The sequence below is a fragment of the Rhizorhabdus wittichii genome, from assembly GCF_017607425.1.
GTDB classification, from domain to species: Bacteria; Pseudomonadota; Alphaproteobacteria; order Sphingomonadales; family Sphingomonadaceae; genus Rhizorhabdus; species Rhizorhabdus wittichii.
Window position 1 is genome coordinate 612,163 of sequence record NZ_CP059319.1, and the last position, 17,343, is coordinate 629,505.

Here is a 17,343-nt window from a genome sequence, read left to right on the forward strand (position 1 = left end):
GCGGCCGGACGCTCTCTCTCGATCCGGTCGACCCGCCCGTTTCCGGCCCATCTCTCACTCTCCTGGTTCGCAGCTCGGCCCGACGCTTGCGGCGTGCCGGTTGCCGCGCGCCGGGGAGAAGCGATCTCCAGCGGTCGAACAAAAAAGAAGCCCGTCCCCGGCCGAGGCGCAGGGACGGGCTAGACAGGATTCAGGCGTCGGGAGCGGTCGGCAGTTCCCAGGTTCCGTGCCGGGCCTCGTCGATCACGAAACCATGCGGCCCGGCGCGATATTCCGTCTTGGGGACGAGAAACCCGCGATAGGGTCGCTGGTCGCGCTTTCCGCCGAGCGCCGCGACGCATTGCACCAATCCCGGCGTGGTCCCCGACATGCTTGCGGATATGACGATCCAGTCCTGGGCATGGGCTTCCTCGAACAGACGGCGATCCTTGGTAAAGGACTCGCCGGGCGCGAGGGGCCGACCGTGGACGGCTTCCCAGCGTTCGGGATAGGTGTCGCGCAGGGTTTTCTCGGCGATGCGGCGTTCGTAGGCGGTGAACAGTTCGGGAAAGCCGAGCGCAACCATCGCCCAATCGCAGTCCTCCTCATACCAGCCGCTTTCGATGCGTAGCGCGGCGGGCATGGCCGCATTGTGGGCGTCATCGAGATTGAAGCCGCCGTGGCTGGCGGTGACATGGAAGACGACGCCCTCGGCATAGACCGAGCCGCCCTGCGACGCGCCCCAGGGGCTCCAGCGGTCGGACGCTCGGTGTCGTCGATCGAGCGCGATCATCTCGCGCCGATGCTCGACCTGCTCCGCGACGAGAACCCGAAACGCCGCTTCGTCGGCGATGGCGTCGCCGAAGCCGGAGAAGTCAGCCCGCCGCCACTCGGCGATCGGACGGTCGATCCGCCAACCGCTCCAGAGACGCAGACCATCCTCGACCGGAAGCGCGAGATAGGCATTGTCGCCGACCAGCGCCGCCAGGTCGCCATCGGCGGTGCGGCCATAGACGGCCTGCGTGGGAGCGACGGCGTTCATGCTGCCCTCCCGACCGGGGCGGCACCGGCTTCATCTTCACCGACGATCTCGGCGATGGGATCGCAATAGCGGTTCTTTGCCATCCATGCCTCGGCCTCGGCCATATCGGATGTTAGGCGATGTAGCTCGACCCGGCCGCCACGCCGCGAGAGCACGCGAACCATGCCGGATGCGGGACGTTCGAGAACCTCGAAGCGAAGATCGGTCGTGGCCTGGAAACCCCGGTTCACGACCATGACGATCGTGCCGTTCGAGCCGTAGTTGGCGAGGTGCAGCGTGAACGTGGCGGGAAACGGCCTGTCGCCGAGCGTGCAAGCGGCCGACTTCTCGACCAGACGGCCCGTGCCGTTGCGGTTCTTCCAGGCGGACAGCTTGCGCCGGAAGCGTTCGGGCGGTCGCGGTTCCCCGTCGGAAAAGCGCAGCAGGGTTCCGAGCGGCGCGGTGGCGATGACCGCGTGGCCATCGAGCACAGCCGAAACGGCGGCTTGGGCCGGATTGGAAATCAGGTCGGACATCATGGGTCTCCGTGGAGAGCGGGAAAGGATCGAGCCGTCCGGCGCTCTCTCCATCCGTCCGGCTCACCCGGCCCCGGCCCGCCCTCGCGCTCTGGCCGCCGGCCTCAGTGACGGGACTGGCGGCGCGGCTCAGTCGGCGAGCGCCCCGGCTGCGATGTCGGCGATCCAGGAGGCGGCCTCGTCGAAATCGGCGTCGCCGTCTTCGACCTGCCGCGCCAGCGCGACGGCGCCTGAGCGGCCGAGCTGTCCGAGACGCTGGATGGCCGCGAGCAGGACGGGCGCGAGCGCGTCCGCGTCGGCCAGCGCGATGTCGTCGATCTTCATGGCGAGTCTCCTATGCTGAAGGGGAAGCCGCCCGGTCGGAAGTGGCCCGGTGGCCACGCAAAAAGGCCCGGCGCTCGGCCGGGCCATCGAGGGGGTGTGAAGAAATGGGCGGAGCGGCCGAAACCGCCCCGCCCGTGTGCGGCTATTCCGCCGCGATGGCGTAGGCCGAGTCCTGCTCGTCCTCGCCCTCGTCGCCCAGGAACGCCGGAAGCGCCTCGGCATCCCCGCCGTCAACCGGCATGTCGGCGATCGGCAGGACGGGTTCGACCTCCGCCATCCGCAGCGGCTCGGGAAGCCAGCCGGAATCGGTCAGCAGCCGCTCGGCCTCGCGGGCCATGTCGCCCTTCTTGAGGTGGTCGATCAGCCCGGCCTTCTGCGGCTCCGTGCCTTCCGCCACGGCTTCGAGGATGCGCGGCTTGGTGACGCGGCCGAGATAATTCTCGACTGTGGGCCGCCAGCCGGCCGCCACCATGTCGAACCCGACCGCGCGGGCCAGCACATTGGCGTGCTCGACCCGGCGCGCGACGCCATGCGCCGAGATGCGGCCGCCGCCATGCTTGGGCACCGGCTCCCATTGCGCATTCACCGCATAGGCGGCGCAATGCGCGAACAAAGCCGCCTGATCGGCGCCGTCGAGTTGCTGGATCGCGTCCCAGGCGTCCTTGTCGGACTTGGGCAGCCGCGCCTTCCAGCCCGCGTGGCGCTCCTCCACCGCCTTGACCGCCGCGCTTTCCCGCAGGCCCGGCGCCTGGAACGGGAAATAGACGCGGTTGACCGACAGCTCCAGGCAGGTCTCCGTGCGCACCTGATAGAAGGTGGTGAGCACCATCGCATGAAGCACGGCGGCGAACGCCACCGAGGGATTCTGCGCGAAGGCGTCCTGCAGGGCGACCGTCCGGGAGGCGGTCAGCTCGGCCACCAGCCGATCGGGCAGCGGCTTGATGACGTCCTCGTCGTCGTCACCGCATTCGACAGCGAGACCGGGAACGGTTGCGGGTTCCGAGTTCGCCGGCACGGAATGCGCGTCGTCGCCAGCCGGTTCGTCGCTGGACGTTTCGGCCAAGGCTTCGCCGTCGCCCGTCTCGTCGGGTTCCTCCTCGGGTTCGTCCTCCGGTCGCACCCAGCCGCGGTCGATATAGAGCGTGCCATCGGTTTCGAGACCGATGAACACGCCAGCGCGCGCCTGCTCCTGCGGATCGTAGGTGAACCACCCGCGCGACAGCTTGGCCAGCTCGACGTCGATGGCGGTGACGCGGGCCTCGACCTCCGGCGGGACGTCGCCGCTGCCCGCCCACTGTTCCTCCAGCGCGTCAGCTTCGGCGCGAAGCTCGGCGATCCGGGTTTCGTCCGCCTCGGTCGGCGGCTCACGGGTCGCATCGATTTCCCGGTAGTCTTCGTCGTAGCCATAGGGCAGGTCGACCAGCGCCGCGACCCACTTCCAACCTTCGGCTTTGATCGCTGCGGCTTCGACATCGAGCTTTTCGGCAACCAGGCCGTCGAGCAAAGCGGGATCGGACAGCCAGCCGCCGTCATCGGGCTCGAACAGGTCGCGCGTCGGCACGGTGCCACCGGCCGCGAGATAGGCCGGGAGACCGACGAACAGCACGCGCCTGTCGGAAACCGGCACCATGTCCTCGGTCAGCTTTTCGCGAATGAACGCCGGCGACCTGTTGCTGCTGTGGTCGAGCTGCTTCCAGAGCTGCTCCTGGCGCGCATGATCCTCGCTGACCGTGAACGCCATGAGTTGATCGAGCGTCATGTCACCGGCGGCATAGACCTCATGCAGCTTGGGCGAGACAGACGCCAGCCGCAGGCGCTGCGTGACGACGGCTGGGGTCACGCGGAAGTGCGCGGCGATGGCCTGCTCGCGCTCACCCTTGTCGTGAAGGAGCTTCATGCCGCGGAACTCGTCGAGCGGATGAAGCGGTTCGCGCAGGCTGTTCTCGGCGAGCGAATCTTCCTCGGCAAGGATCGGATCGCTGGCCGATTTGACGATGCACGGGACCGGACAAGTCTTGTCCATGCGCTTGCGCTTTACGAGGATCGCCAGCGCACTGTAGCGGCGGCCGCCGGCGGGGATGCCGAACCGACCGGTCTCGTTGCCGTCGTCGTCAACCTCGGGGCGGGCATTGAGGCCGTGCAGCAGGCCGCGCCGCTCGATGTCGTCGGCGAGGTCTTCGATCGTCACGCCGTTCTTCACGCGGCGAACATTGGAATCGGACAGGAACAGCTTGTCGAAGGGAATGTCCCGCGACGCGCTGAGGACGATCTTGGGGGTGGCTTTTGCCATGTCGGTTACTCCATGACGGGCCGCCGCGAGACACTCTCTCGGCTATCCAGCCCGTCACGAAACCGAAGGCCCTCCTCTCACTCTCTCGGCCGCCGCAGCCACCACGTCCGCCGCTACACGCCGCACATGCCCTCGCATTCGTTGCCCCAGAGATCGAGCTGGCCGCGATCGGCGGGCGTGCTGAGGTCGGCCTCGTCGAGCGGCACGGCCGAACGGTGCAAATAGACGTCACCGCGGATGCCGCGCAGGCCGGTGCGGATGGCATGATCGACCTCGATTGCCTCGGCCCAGGCTTCGGGATCGCGGTCGCGGATCTCGCGCCAGCGCATGTCGGAATGGAAGGGGCAGCCGACGCAGGCGCTCTTGGGCGGGATCGGATAATCGTGCCGTTCCAGCCAGCGCAGGCAGTCGTGGCGCGCCATGCGCTGCTCGACGAGCGGCCAACGGTTGACCTGCCATGCCTCGAACGACGGCTTCATCCGCATTAGCTCGTCGAGCGAGATGCCGATCCATTGCTCAACGATCGCATGGTCCGGCGAGCGGCGGCGGGTCAGGCCGACCAGCTCGCGCACCTTCCGGCGAATGGGGACGATCTTGTAGTCCTTGGTGCATTGGCGCCGGATCATGCCGACCTCGATGCGGCCGCGTTTCACGGTGCGCGTGAAAGCGGGGATCGAAGCCCAGCGCGCGCCGCTGCCAGCGCGCAACAGGTCGGCGCGAATGTCGCCGGCCGAGACGATATGCACCGGGAAGGGCAGCACTTTCGCGGACATGAGCCAGGTGAGATGCTCGCGCACGGCGCGCGGCTCCCAGCCGGTGTCGGCGAAGATGGCGCAATCGGGCATCGGCCCGATCTCGCCGTGGGCGGCCATCAGCGCCAGCGTGGTCGATTGGACGCCAGCGCCCAGGCTAAGCACGCGCAATCGGATCGCGTCGCGGTCTGGGGTCTGGCCAAGAATGATGAGGCTCGCCGGATCATAGCCGACGCGGGTCGCGGCGGTGGAAAGCGCCATCGCAAGTCTCCGCGACGGGCCGGCAGGGGTCACTCCCTCTGCCTCGTGAGCCCGTCACGGCCGACCGGGCGGACTCTCACTCTCGGGGCGTTGCGGGGTGTCCCCGCAGAGGGGGTAGCGGGAGACCCAAGGGCTCCCGCTCAGGGGGAGACTTCCCCCAGCTATTTCTTTTCCTGCTCGAACCAGGACAGCAGTGTGTCGCATGACAGATGTTCCGAAACCCAAGGCGAAGACTTCCAGTCGCGACTGCTCGCGACGTGGTATTCGATCGCCCCGCCTTCATTTCGTTGTCTCTGGTGAGTTTGCACCCGGCATTTTCCGGCCGAAATCCAGGGGACTTGCGGGTATCGCTGCCGAGGTTGGTGAGTTTGGGAATCAGCGACACCGCAGATGGGATCGTCGCATCCATTACAACTAACTGATTTTATAGAATATTTTGGCGCACCCGACAGGATTCGAACCTGTGGCCTCCGCCTTCGGAGGGCGGCGCTCTATCCAGCTGAGCTACGGGTGCGGATGGCTTGAAGCCGTATTTGTTGTGACGAAGAAGGTCAATCCGCGATCAAAAATGGCTGTCCGATCACGGTGAGTTTCTGGTGAGTTTTTTTCTTCGTCCTTTCGCCGGCCTTCCTAAGTAGCCGAAAATATTGTATGATTCCTTTACTCTCGCGTTGGACGTGAGCCTTCGGAGGGCAGCGCTCTATCCAGCTGAGCTACGGGTGCGTCGAGGGGCGCTTAGCAAAGCGATCCGCGAACCGCCAGCGCAATTTCGGATTGCGCCGCAGCTATTTCGGCGCGCCCGTGATCGGCTGGAATTTGCCGAGGCCGCAACTCGCGCCCTGCGGGACGGGCGAACTGTTCAGCACGGTGATGATGTCGACCGAGCAGAGCTGCGACAGCGAGGTCGCATAGGCGAAGCGCTCCTCGAAGCCGAGGCCGGGGCAGCTCTGCGGCAGGACGTTGCGGTAGACCTTGCCGCCGTTCATGTAGAAGTCGATCGTCCGGTCGTCGCGGACGCGGGTGTTGCGGATCGAGCGGAGCTGGATGCAGTTCTCGGCCGGGCCGGCCGGCTTGATCTTCGCCTCCTGCTCGGGCTTCAGCGGCCGGGCGTCGGCCGTCATCCCGATGGCGGCCAGCATCAGCGCCGCCGCGCCCGCGATCATCCTGCTCATCGCCGTCTCCTGTCGCCTCGGGTGCTTCGTCCCGCCGGTCGCGCGATCATACGCTCGATTCGCGGCGACGGTCACGGAAAAGCGGTCAGGCCGCCCTGGGCGGGGGCGGCGCGGGGGTCTTGGGCTTGAACGCGCACAGGTCGGCGACCGGGCAGCGCCAGCATTCGGGCTTGCGCGCCTTGCAGATGTAGCGGCCGTGCAGGATCAGCCAGTGATGCGCCCCCTGCAGGAAGGGCTTGGGCGTCACCTTCTCCAGCTTCAGCTCGACCTGGAGGACGTTCTTGCCCGGCGCCAGGCCGGTGCGGTTGGCGACGCGGAAGATATGGGTGTCGACCGCGATCGTCTCGGCGCCGAAGGCGGTGTTCATCACGACATTGGCGGTCTTGCGGCCGACGCCGGGCAGTTCCTCCAGCGCCTCGCGGCTTTGTGGCACCTCGCCGCCATATTTGTCGACCAGGATGTGGGCGGCGGCGATGACGTTCTTCGCCTTGGTGTTGAACAGGCCGATCGTCTTGATATGCCGCTTCAGCCCTTCCTCGCCCAGTTCCAGCATCTGCTGCGGCGTGGTGACCCTGGCGAACAGCGGGCCGGTCGCCTTGTTCACCCCGACGTCGGTCGCCTGCGCCGACAGCGCCACCGCGACCAGCAGCGTATAGGGGTTCACATAGTTGAGCTCGGTCTCCGGCGCGGGATCGTCCTCCGCGAGCCGCCGGTAGAATTCGAAGATGTCCGCCTTCTTCATAGGCTCAGCACGTCGCCCATCGCGTAGCGGCCGGCCGGGCGTCCCGCCATCCACAGGCAGGCCTTGACCGCGCCGCGCGCGAAGATGGCGCGGTTCTCGGCGCGGTGACCGAGCTCGATCCGCTCATTGTCGGTCGCGAACACGACCATATGGTCGCCCGCGACCGATCCGCCGCGCAAGCTGGCATAGCCGATCGTGCCTTCCTCGCGCGGGCGGTCGTTGCCATGGCCGATCCGGTCGAAGCGGTTGAGCGCCTCCGGGGTCGCGTTGCGGCCCTGCGCGGCGGCGGTGCCGAGCAGCAGCGCGGTGCCCGATGGCGCGTCGACCTTGTGGCGATGGTGCATCTCGACGATCTCGATGTCCCAGTCGGAACCGAGCCGTGCCGCGGTCTCGCGCACCAGATGGGCGAGGATGTTGACGCCGAGCGAGGTGTTCGCCGACTGCAGCACCGCCAGCCCGCGCGCGGCGGCGGCGTCGATCAGGCGGTGATGCTCGGGCTGGAGGCCGGTGGTGCCGACCACCAGCGCCACCTTCGCCGCCAGCGCGGCGTCGAGATGGCCGGCGAGCGCGGAAGGCGCCGAGAAGTCGACCAGCACGTCGCTGGCGGCGGCGAGCGCGGCGGCGTCGCCATGCGGGCCGAACACCGCGCCCTCCTGGTCGACGCCGCCGGCGAGGCCGGCGCCCAGTTCGGGGGCCACGGTGGCGATCGCGCGGCCCATCCGTCCGTTCGCGCCCAAAATCCCGATCACCGTCATGCCGTGCCCCTCGTCTTCGTCGCGCGCTTCATGGCGGGCGCCGTCGCGCGACGCAAGCATGCGATAGCCGCTGGCGTTGCGGCGGCGGCCATGCTCAAACGGAAGGGTCGGAGGGAAAGGAGGCTCGCATGGTTCCGTCGGACTGGATGTTCTCGCTCGAATCGGCGCTCGCCACGCTGCCCGAGGGGCCGGACGGCCGCTTCGCCTATCCGATCCGGCACGGCTCGATGCGGATCGGCGTCTATGCCCCGCTCGGCATCGACGAGCAGGCGCCCCACGAGCAGGACGAGCTCTACATCATCGCCTCGGGCACCGGCACCTTCGTCAAGAGCGGCGAGCGGCGACCGTTCAAGCCGGGCGACGCGATCTTCGTCGAAGCGCATGCGCTCCACCGTTTCGAGGATTTCAGCGACGATTTCGCGACCTGGGTGATCTTCTGGGGGCCGAAGGGCGGCGAATGATCCTGTCGCTCGGGCTGGCCCTCACCGCGGCGACGAGCGCCGAGGTTCCCGCATCGTCGCCCTTCGCGGGCATGCCCAATCTCACCTTCCGCTATTATGACGTCGAGGGCCGCACCCCGGCCCAGATCTACGCGTCGATGCGCGCGCGGGCGCCGCAGAAGGGCGACGGCGTGGCGCACACCGCCTGGCACATCCGGGTCGGCTGGCGCCAGACGCGGCGCGGCAAGACCTGCGAGGTCGCGGACCCGATCACGAGCCTGTCGATCACCGTGGTCCTGCCGCGCCTCGCCACCACCGACGGGGTGACGCCGGAGGGGCTGGCCTTCTGGGAACGGACGATGCACGGGCTGGAGATCCACGAGGCGGGCCATGCGCGGATCGCGATCGACCATCGCAACGACTTCGTGAAGGCGGCGGCGAAGGCGAACTGCGGGTCGATCAAGGATGTGGCGAAGCGCACCCAGGAGCGGATCGAGGACATCCAGGAGGATTATGACCGCCGGACGCGCCATGGGCTGACGCAGATTCCACGGCCGGGAGAGGCGCCATGACCGACATCCGCAACATCGTCGTCCTGACCGGCGCCGGCATCTCCGCCGAGAGCGGGCTCAACACCTTTCGCGGGCCGGGCGGCCTTTGGGAGGGGCATCGGGTCGAGGACATCTGCACGCCCGAGGCGCTGGCGCGCAACCGTGCGCTGGTGCTCGACTTCTACGACCAGCGGCGCGCGGCGCTGGCGACGGTCGCGCCCAATGCCGGGCATGTCGCGCTGGCGCGGCTCGATCGCGAATGGCAGGGCGGGCTGCTGATCGTCACCCAGAATGTCGACGACCTGCACGAGCGCGCCGGCGCGGAGCGGATGCTGCACATGCATGGCGAGCTGATGTCGGCCTTCTGCGAGCATTGCGGCCATCGCCAGCGCTTCGGCGGCGCGATGCTCGACGGGACGCGGTGCGGCGGCTGCGGCGCGGCCGACACGCTGCGCCCCGACATCGTCTTCTTCGGCGAGATGCCCTATGAGATGGACCGGATCGACGCGGCGCTGGGCGCAGCCGACCTGTTCGTGTCGATCGGCACCTCGGGCGCGGTCTATCCGGCGGCGGGCTATGTCCAGCAGGCGCGCCACGCCGGGATCGAGACGCTCGAACTCAACCTGGAGCCGTCGGCGGGGAGCTATTTCTTCCACGAGACCCGACTGGGCCCGGCGGGCGAGCTGGTGCCGGCGTGGGTGGAGGAGATTTTGGGAAAGTAGCTCCCCTCCCTGCAAGGGAGGGGCCGGGGGTGGGTCGCGAGCGCAGCGAGCGCCACGATCGTTCCGCAGAACTCCGCCAAGGGGCATCGAGCCCCTTGGCTCCGTACCCCACCCCTGTCCCCTCCCCTGAAGGGGAGGGGCATATCTGCTCAATCCACCCAGTCGAGGCCGATCTCGCGGTAGAGGCCGCGGTCCTCGCCCCATTTCTCGGCGACCTTGACGTGGAGGAAGAGGTGGACCTTGCGTTCGAGCAGGGTCTCCAGCTCGGCGCGGGCGCGCGAGCCGATCTCCTTCAGCCGGACGCCGCGCTTGCCAAGCACGATCGCCCGCTGCGTGTCGCGCGCGACCAGGATCTGCTGGTGGATCGCGACCGATCCGTCGCGCCGCTCCTCATATTTCTCGGTCTCGATCGCCGAATCATAGGGCAGCTCGGCGTGGAGCTGGAGGTAGAGCTGCTCGCGCGTCACCTCGGCGGCGAGCATCCGGTCGGTGGCGTCGGAGACCTGCTCCTCCGGGAAATGCCACGGCCCCTCGGGCACCCGGTCGGCCAGCGTCTGGCGCAGGTCGGCGACGCCGTCGCCGGTCGCGGCGGAGACCATGAAGATCGCCTCGGGGGCGAGCTTCTCCTGTAGGCGCACGGCCAGTTCGAGCAGGCTCTCCTTCGAGCAGATGTCGACCTTGTTGAGCACCACCAGCTTGGGCTCGCGCCGCTGGGCGAGCGTGTCGAGCAGCTCGCCGATGCGGTGGGTGATGCCGGTCTTGGCGTCGATCACGAAGGCGATCAGGTCGGCGTCCTGCGCGCCGCCCCAGGCAGCGGCGACCATCGCCCGGTCGAGCCGGCGGCGCGGCGCGAAGATGCCGGGGGTGTCGACCAGCAATATCTGGCTCTCGCCCGCGATCGCGACGCCGATCAGCCGGGTGCGCGTAGTCTGCGCCTTGGGGCTGACGATCGCGACCTTCTGGCCGACCAGCGCGTTGACGAGGGTGGACTTGCCCGCATTGGGGGCACCGACGACGGCGACGAAGCCGCAGCGCTCGGTCATGACAATTTCTCCAGAAGCGCCTTGGCGGCGGCGGTTTCGGCTTCCTGCTTCGAGCTGCCCTCGGCGCTCGCCTCGGCCCGGCCGGGGATGGCGACGGTGACGGTGAAGCGCGGCGCGTGGTGCGGGCCGCTGCGGTTGCCCATGGTGTAGACGGGCGGCTTGCAGCGATGGGCGGCGGCCCATTCCTGCAACGCGGACTTGGGATGCTTGGGCGCCTGCGCCTGGCCGGTGGCGCGGTCGTCCCAGGCGCGGCGGACGAAGGCCTGCGCGGCGTCGAGCCCGCCTTCGAGGTAGAGCGCGCCGATCAGCGCCTCGACCACGTCGCCCAGCACATTGTCGCTCTGCACCGCGCCGTCGTCGCGCGCCTGCTTGCCGAGCTTCATGTGCGTCGCGACGCCGATCGCCCGGCCGACGTCGGCGCAGGTCTCGCGGCTGACGATCGCGTTGAGGCGGCGCGACAGCTTGCCCTCGGGCTCGTCGGGGAACAGTTCGAACAGCCAGGCGCCCGCGACCAGGCCGAGCACCCGGTCGCCGAGGAATTCGAGGCGTTCATAATGGTTCGGGCCGTAGCTGCCATGGGTCAGCGCGCGCTCGAACAGGGCGAGGTCGCGCGCTTCGTGACCGAGCGTGTCGGCGATCCAGGCGCGAAGGGCGGTGTCGTTCATCGCGCGCGCCTTAGCCGATCGCGGGGATTGCGTCACCTCCGCCCGCGCGGCAGGGTGGCGCGATGGGCGACGTGGTCAATCTCAACAAGGCGCGCAAGGCGAAAGCGCGGTCCGACGCGAAGGTCGTCGCCGAGGCCAATCGCGCGAAATTCGGCCGCACCAAAGCGGAAAAGGACCGCGACCGGATCGACAAGGCCCGCGCCGACCGGCTGGTCGACGGCGCGAAGCTGGAGGATTGACGGAAACTGTCAGCGCGCCAGCATCATCATCGTGGCGAGGCCGACGGCGCTGCCGCCCCACAGCAGCAGCGCGGTGCCGAGGAAGCGGATCAGCGCGCGGCGGCGGGCGACGGGATCGAGGATATAGCCGTCCGCGGTCCGCTCGGCGAGCATCTGCTGGAGCGCGTGGGCGGGCGAGGGGACGTGCTCGGCGACGATGTCGGCCGAGAAGGCGACGACCTTGCCGCGCACGCGGCGCTCCCGGAAGGGGGCGGCGTCGGCATCGGGCTTGTGCTTGAACAGGGCCATGGTCGTCTCCAGTCGGCCGCATGATGCGGCCGAATGCGTTAACGAAAGCCTAAGGGCTTCAGCCGATCGCTTCCCAGGCCTCGACGATCTCGGCCAGGTAGGAGCGGGCGCGGTCGACCAGCTCGGGCTGGTTGTCGCGGCCGCCGAGCCGCACCAGGCGGCGCGCCTCGCGGTAGATCTTCGCGAGGTTGACCGCGATCTCGCCGCCGTTGCGGTAGTCGAGGCTGGTTTCGAGCGCGAGCAGGATGTTCGACGCGCGCGCCTGCCTGTCGATCGCCTTGGCGGTCATGCCGGCGCGCTGGGCGGCGGTCATGATCTCCAGCGCCTTCATCAGCTCCTCGAACAGGATGCCGATCAGCCGATGCGGCGAGGCGCCCTCGACGCGGCTGTCCACGTCGACCGTCTGATAACGGAGCTTCGCCCCATTCATCGGGCTGCCATAACCGTGGCTCATATACATAAGAATTCGGCCTCTTCGTTTAGCTGCTGCTGTCGTTGGTCCAGAGCTTGATCTGCTGGCTCAGATAGCTCTGCGTCGACGAGAAGGCGGACAGCGCGCCCTGCATGCGGGTATATTGGGCGGTGAGCTGGGCGCGGTAGGCGGTGTCGCGCGCGGTCAGCTTGTCCTTGTCGTCGGAGATCGACTTCTTCTCGTTGTCGAGCCGGGTCTGCGAGGCGGTGAGTTGGCCGGACGAGGCGGTCAGCTCGTTCTTGATCGCATCGAGCGCGCCTTGCAGGCCGAGGTCGATGGTGATCGTCGCGCTGGCGACCGGGCCGAGCACGTCGAACGACAGGCCGGCGGCCGCCGAGGTGAACGACGCCTGGACGCCGGTGGCGCCGAGCGGCAGCGTATAGCCGCCGTCGAGCGTCGCCTGCGCGGTGCTGCCGGAGCCGCCCGGGGTGGCGTTGGTGACGGTGTAGACGCCGCCCCGCACCTGGCCGACCGCATTGGTGATCTGGATCAGCGGATTGTCGCTGCGCTGGCCGGGGTTGAACATCGCCTCGACCGCGGCCGGGTTGCTGGCCATTACCGAGGACAGCTTGGCGCTGTCGAGCGAGAGCGTGCCGTCGCGGTTGGTCGACACGCCGATCTCGGCCAGCGTCGTCGGGCTGCCGTCGCTGGCATAGGTGAGCCGGGTCGAGGTCAGCCCGCCGAGCTTGGTGACGAGCGCGCGGATGCCGGCGTCGCTGCGCAGCGACCCCTCGGTGCCGGTCATCGCGGTGAGCGTCGCCTTCATCTCGTTATAGGCGGCGACGAAGTCGCTGACGGCCTGCTTGATCGAATCAACCGGCTGGCTCGATCCGATCGACACGGTCGTGCCCGGCGAGGCCGAGACGAGGTCGATCTTCACGCCAGGGATGACGTCGCTGAAACTGTTGCTCGCCTTGTTGACGGTGACGCCGTCGACGACGATCTGCGCGTCCTGCGCCTGCTGCTGAAGCGTCATGCCGGTGACGGCGTCGGGATCGTAGGTGGCGGGATCGAAGGCGAAGCGGTCGAGCTCGCCGGTGGTGCCGCTCGTCACCTTGAGCGAGAAGGCGTTCGCCTCGCCGGTCGCGCCCTTCACGACCAGGCGCGCGCCGGTCGAATCGGTGACGATGCTGGCGGTGACGCCGAGGCCGCTGTCCTTGATCGCCTGCGCGAGGCCGGCGAGCGAGTTGTTGGCGGAGGTGATGGTGATCGTCTTGGTCTTGTCGCCGACGGTCAGCTCCATCGTGCCGAGGCCGACCGGGCTCGCCGCGCCGGGCAGGGCGGCGGCGGTCAGCGTCTGGGCGCTGGCGATCCGCTCGACCTTGATCGTCGAGGACAGGCCGCTGAGCCGCGACCCCGCGACCGCGCTGACGTTGACGATCGAGCTGTTCGAACTGGTCGGCTGGGTGAACAGCGAGCCGCCCGAGATCAGCGAGGACAGCGACGAGGAGAAGGTGGTGATCGAATTGACCGCATTGGCGAGGTCGGAGATCTTCGCGGTGTTCGCGGTCTCGCGGTCGGTCAGCGCCTTGGTCTTGTTGGCGATCGCGGCGGTGGCGAGCTGGTCGACCAGCGAACTGGTGTCGATGCTCGACGCGCCGAGCGCGGTCAGGATGGACGAACCGACAGACGTGACCATGGACTTCTCACCACCTCGCTGCTGCCGGTAACGGCGCATTCGACGAGGGGTTTAGCCGGGCAAGTCCTTTTAATTTCCTAACGGCGGCTAACCATCTTTTCCCAAGGGCCGTCACCCTTGCTGCCAACGTCATCCCGGCGAAAGCCGGGATCTCCCTTCTTTCTCGTGGCGCTTCCGAAGCGAAGGCACTGAGATCCCGGCTTTCGCCGGGATGACGGGATGCTCTTTCTATCCCGCCCGCCTGCCTTCCTCGTCGAACCGCGCCCCCTGGGGCACGTCGACTTCGGGCTGGGCGATGCCCTCGGCCATGGCGCGGTCGAGGTTGAAGACGAAGGCGAGGATCGCCGCGACCGCGATGAACAGGTCCTCGCGGATCACCTGGCCCGAGCGGCTGGTGTAGTAGATCGCGCGGGTGAGCTGCGGATAGTGCAGCATCGGAACGCTGTTCTCGGTCGCCAGCTCGCGGATCGCCTGCGCCGTCGCGCCGCGGCCGCGCGCCAGCACGACCGGCGCGGTGTCGAAGCCGGGGCGGTAGCGCAGCGCCACCGCGAAATGGGTCGGGTTGGTCAGCACCACCGTCGCCTCGACCACCGCCTTGCGCGCCGATCCCATCGCGGCGGCCATCTGCTTCTGGCGGATCGCGGCCTTGAGCTCGGGCGAGCCTTCGGTCTGCTTCGACTCCTCCTTGATCTCCTGCTTCGACATGCGCAGCCGCTTGCCGCGCTGGAACATCTGCATCGGCACGTCCGCGCCGGCCACGACCGCGAGCGCGAGGGTCATCACCAGCACCGCGAAGACGAAGGTCGAGCCGAGGCTGTCGAGCGCGGTGCGAAGGTCCTGCTGCCCCATCGTCACGATCGCGGCGATGCGGTCCATCAGCAGCCAGTAGCCCACCGCGCCGAGCGCCAGGATCTTGAGCAGCGACTTGCCGAGCTCGATCAGCCCCTGCATGCCGAAGATGCGCTTGAGCCCCGCCATCGGGTTGAGCTTGTTGGCCTTGAAGCCGAGCGCCGACCAGCGGAAGCCGAGCGATCCCAGCATGGCGGGCGCGGCGATCGCGGCCGCCAGGGTCAGCGCGAACAGCAGCAGCAGCGGCAGCGCCACCGTCGCGACCATCGCCAGCGCGGCCGAGAGCGGATCGAAATTCTCGATCGCGCCGGCATCGAAGGACAGCGCGTTGGACAGCATCCGCTTGAGCGCCGCCATCGCCCAGGGGCCGGCGATCGCGATCCAGCCGGCGCCGACGACCATCACCAGCGCGGTGCCCAGTTCGCGCGACTGGAGGACGTCGCCCTTCTCGGCGGCGTCCTGCCGCCGTTTCGGGGTCGGGGCTTCGGTCTTCTCGTCGTCCTCGGGACCCTCGGCCATCGCCTATCTCCCGAGCGCGAGCAGCCGCGCCTCGGCGAGGCCGCGCTGGATCGCGGCGGTGATGCCGTCGGCCATCACCGGGGCGGCGATTGCCAGCAGGATGAGGCCGGCCATCAGCGTGGCGGGCAGGCCGACCGAGAAGATGTTCATCTGCGGCGCCGACCGCGCCAGCATCGCCATGACGAGCTGGACGAGGATCAGTGCGAAGCCGACCGGCAGGGCGATGGCGAGGCCGGCCGCGAACAGGTCGCCGCCGAACAGCGCCAGCCCCTGGATGCTGCGCGCGCCGAGCCAGGCCTCGCCCGGCGGCAGCGCGCGATAGCTCTCGACGATGATCGCGGCGAGCTGGAGATGGCCGCCGGTCGCCAGGAACAGGAAGGTCGCGAGCAGCGAGAGATATTGGCTGACGGCGGGGGAGGGCGATCCGGTCGCCGGGTCCATCATCCCCGCGAAGCCGAGCCCCATCGCGTTGCCGATCACCTCGCCCGCGACCAGCGCGGCGGAGAAGCCAATCTGCACCGCGAAGCCGAGCGCGAGCCCGGCGAGTATCTCCCCCGCGACGAGCAGGAAGCCCTCGATCGTCACGATCCCGCCGACCGGCATCACGAAGGGCGTGTTGGCCAGCGCGGGGATGCCGATCGCCAGCGCCACGACGGCGCGAAGCTGCATCGGCACCTGCGGCGCGCCGAACACCGGCGCCGCGATGAACGCCGCGCCCGGCCGGATCATCGCGATCATCCAAAGCCAGAGCTGGGTTTCGATCCCCGCCAGGCCCTGGGGTATCATGGGAGCGCCATCATCGGAGCATGTCCGGGATGCGGGCGAATATCTCGCGCGTGAAATCGGCGAGCAGCATCAGGATCGCCCCGCCGAACAGCGCCAGCGCGATGCCGACGACGATCAGCTTGGGGACGAAGCTCAACGTCTGCTCGTTGATCGAGGTCGCCGCCTGGATCATGCCCAGGATGATCCCCGCGACCAGCGCCGGGATCAGGATCGGCGCCGAGGCGAGGGCGAGGATCCACATCGCCTGCTGGGCGATGCCGATGAAATAGTCGGGGCTGCCGGCGCTATCCATGGGCCCATTCCGTCGCCCCGGCGGAGGCCGGGGCCTCGGGAGGCTTGCGCGCGCCCTTGTCTCCTGAGATCCCGGCCTCCGCCGGGGTGACGATCGGAAAGGCGCTCATGTCGCGAAGCTCGCCGCGAGCGAGCCCATCGTCAGCGCCCATCCGTCGACGAGGACGAACAATAGCAGCTTGAACGGCATCGATATGATCGCCGGCGACAGCATCATCATGCCGAGCGACATCAAGGTCGACGCCACCACCAGGTCTATGATCAGGAAGGGCAGGAAGATCAGGAAGCCGATCTGGAAGGCGGTCTTGAGCTCGCTGGTGACGAAGGCGGGCAGCAGGATCGAGAAGGGTATGTCGGCCGGCCGCGCGAATTTCGGCGCCTTGGCGAGGTCGGCGAACAGCTTGAGGTCGGTCTGGCGGGTCTGGAGGACCATGAAGCGATGGAGCACCGCGCCGCTGCGGGTGATCGCCTCCTCGATCGTGATCTGTCCGGCGCCATAGGGCTTGAAGGCATCGGCGTTGATCTGGTCGATCGACGGCCGCATCACGAACAGCGACAGGAACATGGCGAGGCCGACCAGCACCTGGTTCGGCGGGGTCTGTTGCAGGCCCAGCGCCTGGCGCAGCAGCGACAGGACGATGATGATGCGGGTGAAGCTCGACATCATCAGCACCAGCGACGGCAGCACCGTCAGCAGGCTCATCAGCACCAGGATCTGGAGCGACAGCGACAGCGGCCGGCCGTCGCCCGCGATCGTCGTCATCGCCCGGTCGAGCGCGCCGGTCTGCGCCGGCCCCGCGGTCGAGGCCAGCGCCGGATCGGCGATCAGCAGGGCGGACAGGAGAAGCGCGGCGACGGCGAGAATCGATCGGATCGTCGGGCGGCGCAGGGCTGTCATGCACGGCGTTTCAGCACTTGGGCAGGGTAACTTCAAGCGCCTTCCTTTCCCCATCCGCGTCATGCCAGCGAAGGCTGGCATCCATGTCTGTCTTCTCCCCGACGGCCAT

The 17,343-nt window shown here is 68.3% G+C and carries 21 protein-coding genes and 1 tRNA gene; 4 read left to right on the forward strand and 18 right to left on the reverse strand.

All coding sequences use genetic code 11. The annotated features are described in order from the left end of the window. Positions 1-190: 190 nt before the first annotated feature. From HRJ34_RS03055 to dapB, 9 genes are all read right to left on the reverse strand, one after another. Positions 191-1,021, reverse strand: coding sequence for a DUF7007 domain-containing protein (locus tag HRJ34_RS03055; RefSeq protein WP_208633320.1), 831 nt, complete (start codon positions 1,019-1,021; stop codon positions 191-193). After that, the gene (locus HRJ34_RS03060; RefSeq protein ID WP_226949019.1) at positions 1,018-1,536 is read right to left on the reverse strand and encodes a hypothetical protein; all 519 of its coding nucleotides are present in this window, start codon (positions 1,534-1,536) and stop codon (positions 1,018-1,020) included. Before HRJ34_RS03060 ends, HRJ34_RS03055 begins: the two co-directional genes overlap by 4 nt. A gap of 129 nt (positions 1,537-1,665) precedes the next feature. Beyond that, complete coding sequence (locus HRJ34_RS03065) at positions 1,666-1,860, reverse strand: hypothetical protein (RefSeq protein WP_208633321.1); 195 nt, start codon at positions 1,858-1,860, stop codon at positions 1,666-1,668. 142 nt (positions 1,861-2,002) lie between these two features. Further along, complete coding sequence (locus tag HRJ34_RS03070) at positions 2,003-4,150, reverse strand: ParB/RepB/Spo0J family partition protein (protein WP_208633322.1); 2,148 nt, start codon at positions 4,148-4,150, stop codon at positions 2,003-2,005. Positions 4,151-4,263: 113 nt separating this feature from the next. Beyond that, complete coding sequence (locus HRJ34_RS03075) at positions 4,264-5,163, reverse strand: adenine nucleotide alpha hydrolase family protein (RefSeq protein WP_226949020.1); 900 nt, start codon at positions 5,161-5,163, stop codon at positions 4,264-4,266. A gap of 437 nt (positions 5,164-5,600) precedes the next feature. Next, positions 5,601-5,677, reverse strand: a tRNA-Arg gene (locus HRJ34_RS03080). Between the two features lie 271 nt (positions 5,678-5,948). Next, the gene (locus HRJ34_RS03085; protein WP_037505179.1) at positions 5,949-6,335 is read right to left on the reverse strand and encodes a hypothetical protein; all 387 of its coding nucleotides are present in this window, start codon (positions 6,333-6,335) and stop codon (positions 5,949-5,951) included. 85 nt (positions 6,336-6,420) lie between these two features. Next, positions 6,421-7,077: an endonuclease III gene (gene nth, locus HRJ34_RS03090; protein WP_011951054.1), complete on the reverse strand. Its 657-nt coding sequence runs from the start codon at positions 7,075-7,077 to the stop codon at positions 6,421-6,423. Next, on the reverse strand, positions 7,074-7,832 hold the full coding sequence (dapB, locus tag HRJ34_RS03095) for a 4-hydroxy-tetrahydrodipicolinate reductase (RefSeq protein WP_208634314.1): 759 nt from the start codon (positions 7,830-7,832) through the stop codon (positions 7,074-7,076). The genes nth and dapB overlap by 4 nt, the downstream gene beginning before the upstream one ends. 128 nt (positions 7,833-7,960) lie before the next feature. On the opposite strand from dapB, the gene HRJ34_RS03100 reads away from it, so the two are divergent. Genes HRJ34_RS03100 through HRJ34_RS03110 form a run of 3 tightly spaced genes read left to right on the forward strand, consistent with a single transcriptional unit; the run spans position 7,961 to position 9,545 of the window. Then, positions 7,961-8,293 (forward strand): cupin domain-containing protein, encoded by a 333-nt coding sequence (locus tag HRJ34_RS03100; protein WP_016744644.1) that lies wholly within the window; start codon positions 7,961-7,963, stop codon positions 8,291-8,293. Next, positions 8,290-8,844, forward strand: coding sequence for a DUF922 domain-containing protein (locus HRJ34_RS03105; protein WP_208633323.1), 555 nt, complete (start codon positions 8,290-8,292; stop codon positions 8,842-8,844). Before HRJ34_RS03100 ends, HRJ34_RS03105 begins: the two co-directional genes overlap by 4 nt. Next, positions 8,841-9,545: an NAD-dependent deacylase gene (locus HRJ34_RS03110; RefSeq protein ID WP_208633324.1), complete on the forward strand. Its 705-nt coding sequence runs from the start codon at positions 8,841-8,843 to the stop codon at positions 9,543-9,545. Before HRJ34_RS03105 ends, HRJ34_RS03110 begins: the two co-directional genes overlap by 4 nt. A 149-nt stretch (positions 9,546-9,694) precedes the next feature. Here HRJ34_RS03110 and era read toward each other — a convergent pair whose 3' ends face one another. Beyond that, the gene (gene era, locus HRJ34_RS03115) at positions 9,695-10,588 is read right to left on the reverse strand and encodes a GTPase Era (protein WP_011951059.1); all 894 of its coding nucleotides are present in this window, start codon (positions 10,586-10,588) and stop codon (positions 9,695-9,697) included. Further along, on the reverse strand, positions 10,585-11,253 hold the full coding sequence (rnc, locus tag HRJ34_RS03120; RefSeq protein ID WP_208633325.1) for a ribonuclease III: 669 nt from the start codon (positions 11,251-11,253) through the stop codon (positions 10,585-10,587). The genes era and rnc overlap by 4 nt, the downstream gene beginning before the upstream one ends. A 62-nt stretch (positions 11,254-11,315) precedes the next feature. On the opposite strand from rnc, the gene HRJ34_RS03125 reads away from it, so the two are divergent. After that, positions 11,316-11,492 carry a DUF4169 family protein gene (locus HRJ34_RS03125; RefSeq protein ID WP_016744640.1) on the forward strand — a complete coding sequence of 59 codons (177 nt, stop codon included), beginning with the start codon at positions 11,316-11,318 and terminating at the stop codon, positions 11,490-11,492. 9 nt (positions 11,493-11,501) lie between these two features. Here HRJ34_RS03125 and HRJ34_RS03130 read toward each other — a convergent pair whose 3' ends face one another. The 7 genes from HRJ34_RS03130 to fliP form a co-directional block, all read right to left on the reverse strand. Further along, positions 11,502-11,780 (reverse strand): hypothetical protein, encoded by a 279-nt coding sequence (locus HRJ34_RS03130; protein WP_011951062.1) that lies wholly within the window; start codon positions 11,778-11,780, stop codon positions 11,502-11,504. Positions 11,781-11,838: 58 nt separating this feature from the next. Then, positions 11,839-12,234 (reverse strand): flagellar export chaperone FliS, encoded by a 396-nt coding sequence (locus tag HRJ34_RS03135; protein ID WP_226949021.1) that lies wholly within the window; start codon positions 12,232-12,234, stop codon positions 11,839-11,841. 25 nt (positions 12,235-12,259) lie between these two features. Continuing rightward, a complete protein-coding gene (gene fliD / locus HRJ34_RS03140) occupies positions 12,260-13,891 on the reverse strand; it encodes a flagellar filament capping protein FliD (RefSeq protein ID WP_208633326.1) in 1,632 nt (543 codons plus the stop codon). Between the two features lie 228 nt (positions 13,892-14,119). After that, complete coding sequence (flhB, locus tag HRJ34_RS03145) at positions 14,120-15,259, reverse strand: flagellar type III secretion system protein FlhB (RefSeq protein WP_011951065.1); 1,140 nt, start codon at positions 15,257-15,259, stop codon at positions 14,120-14,122. Positions 15,260-15,262: 3 nt separating this feature from the next. Then, on the reverse strand, positions 15,263-16,045 hold the full coding sequence (gene fliR / locus HRJ34_RS03150; protein ID WP_016744638.1) for a flagellar biosynthetic protein FliR: 783 nt from the start codon (positions 16,043-16,045) through the stop codon (positions 15,263-15,265). Between the two features lie 10 nt (positions 16,046-16,055). Next, positions 16,056-16,337, reverse strand: coding sequence for a flagellar biosynthesis protein FliQ (gene fliQ / locus HRJ34_RS03155; protein WP_011951067.1), 282 nt, complete (start codon positions 16,335-16,337; stop codon positions 16,056-16,058). 105 nt (positions 16,338-16,442) lie between these two features. Beyond that, positions 16,443-17,234 carry a flagellar type III secretion system pore protein FliP gene (gene fliP / locus HRJ34_RS03160; protein ID WP_192812846.1) on the reverse strand — a complete coding sequence of 264 codons (792 nt, stop codon included), beginning with the start codon at positions 17,232-17,234 and terminating at the stop codon, positions 16,443-16,445. Positions 17,235-17,343: the final 109 nt, after the last annotated feature.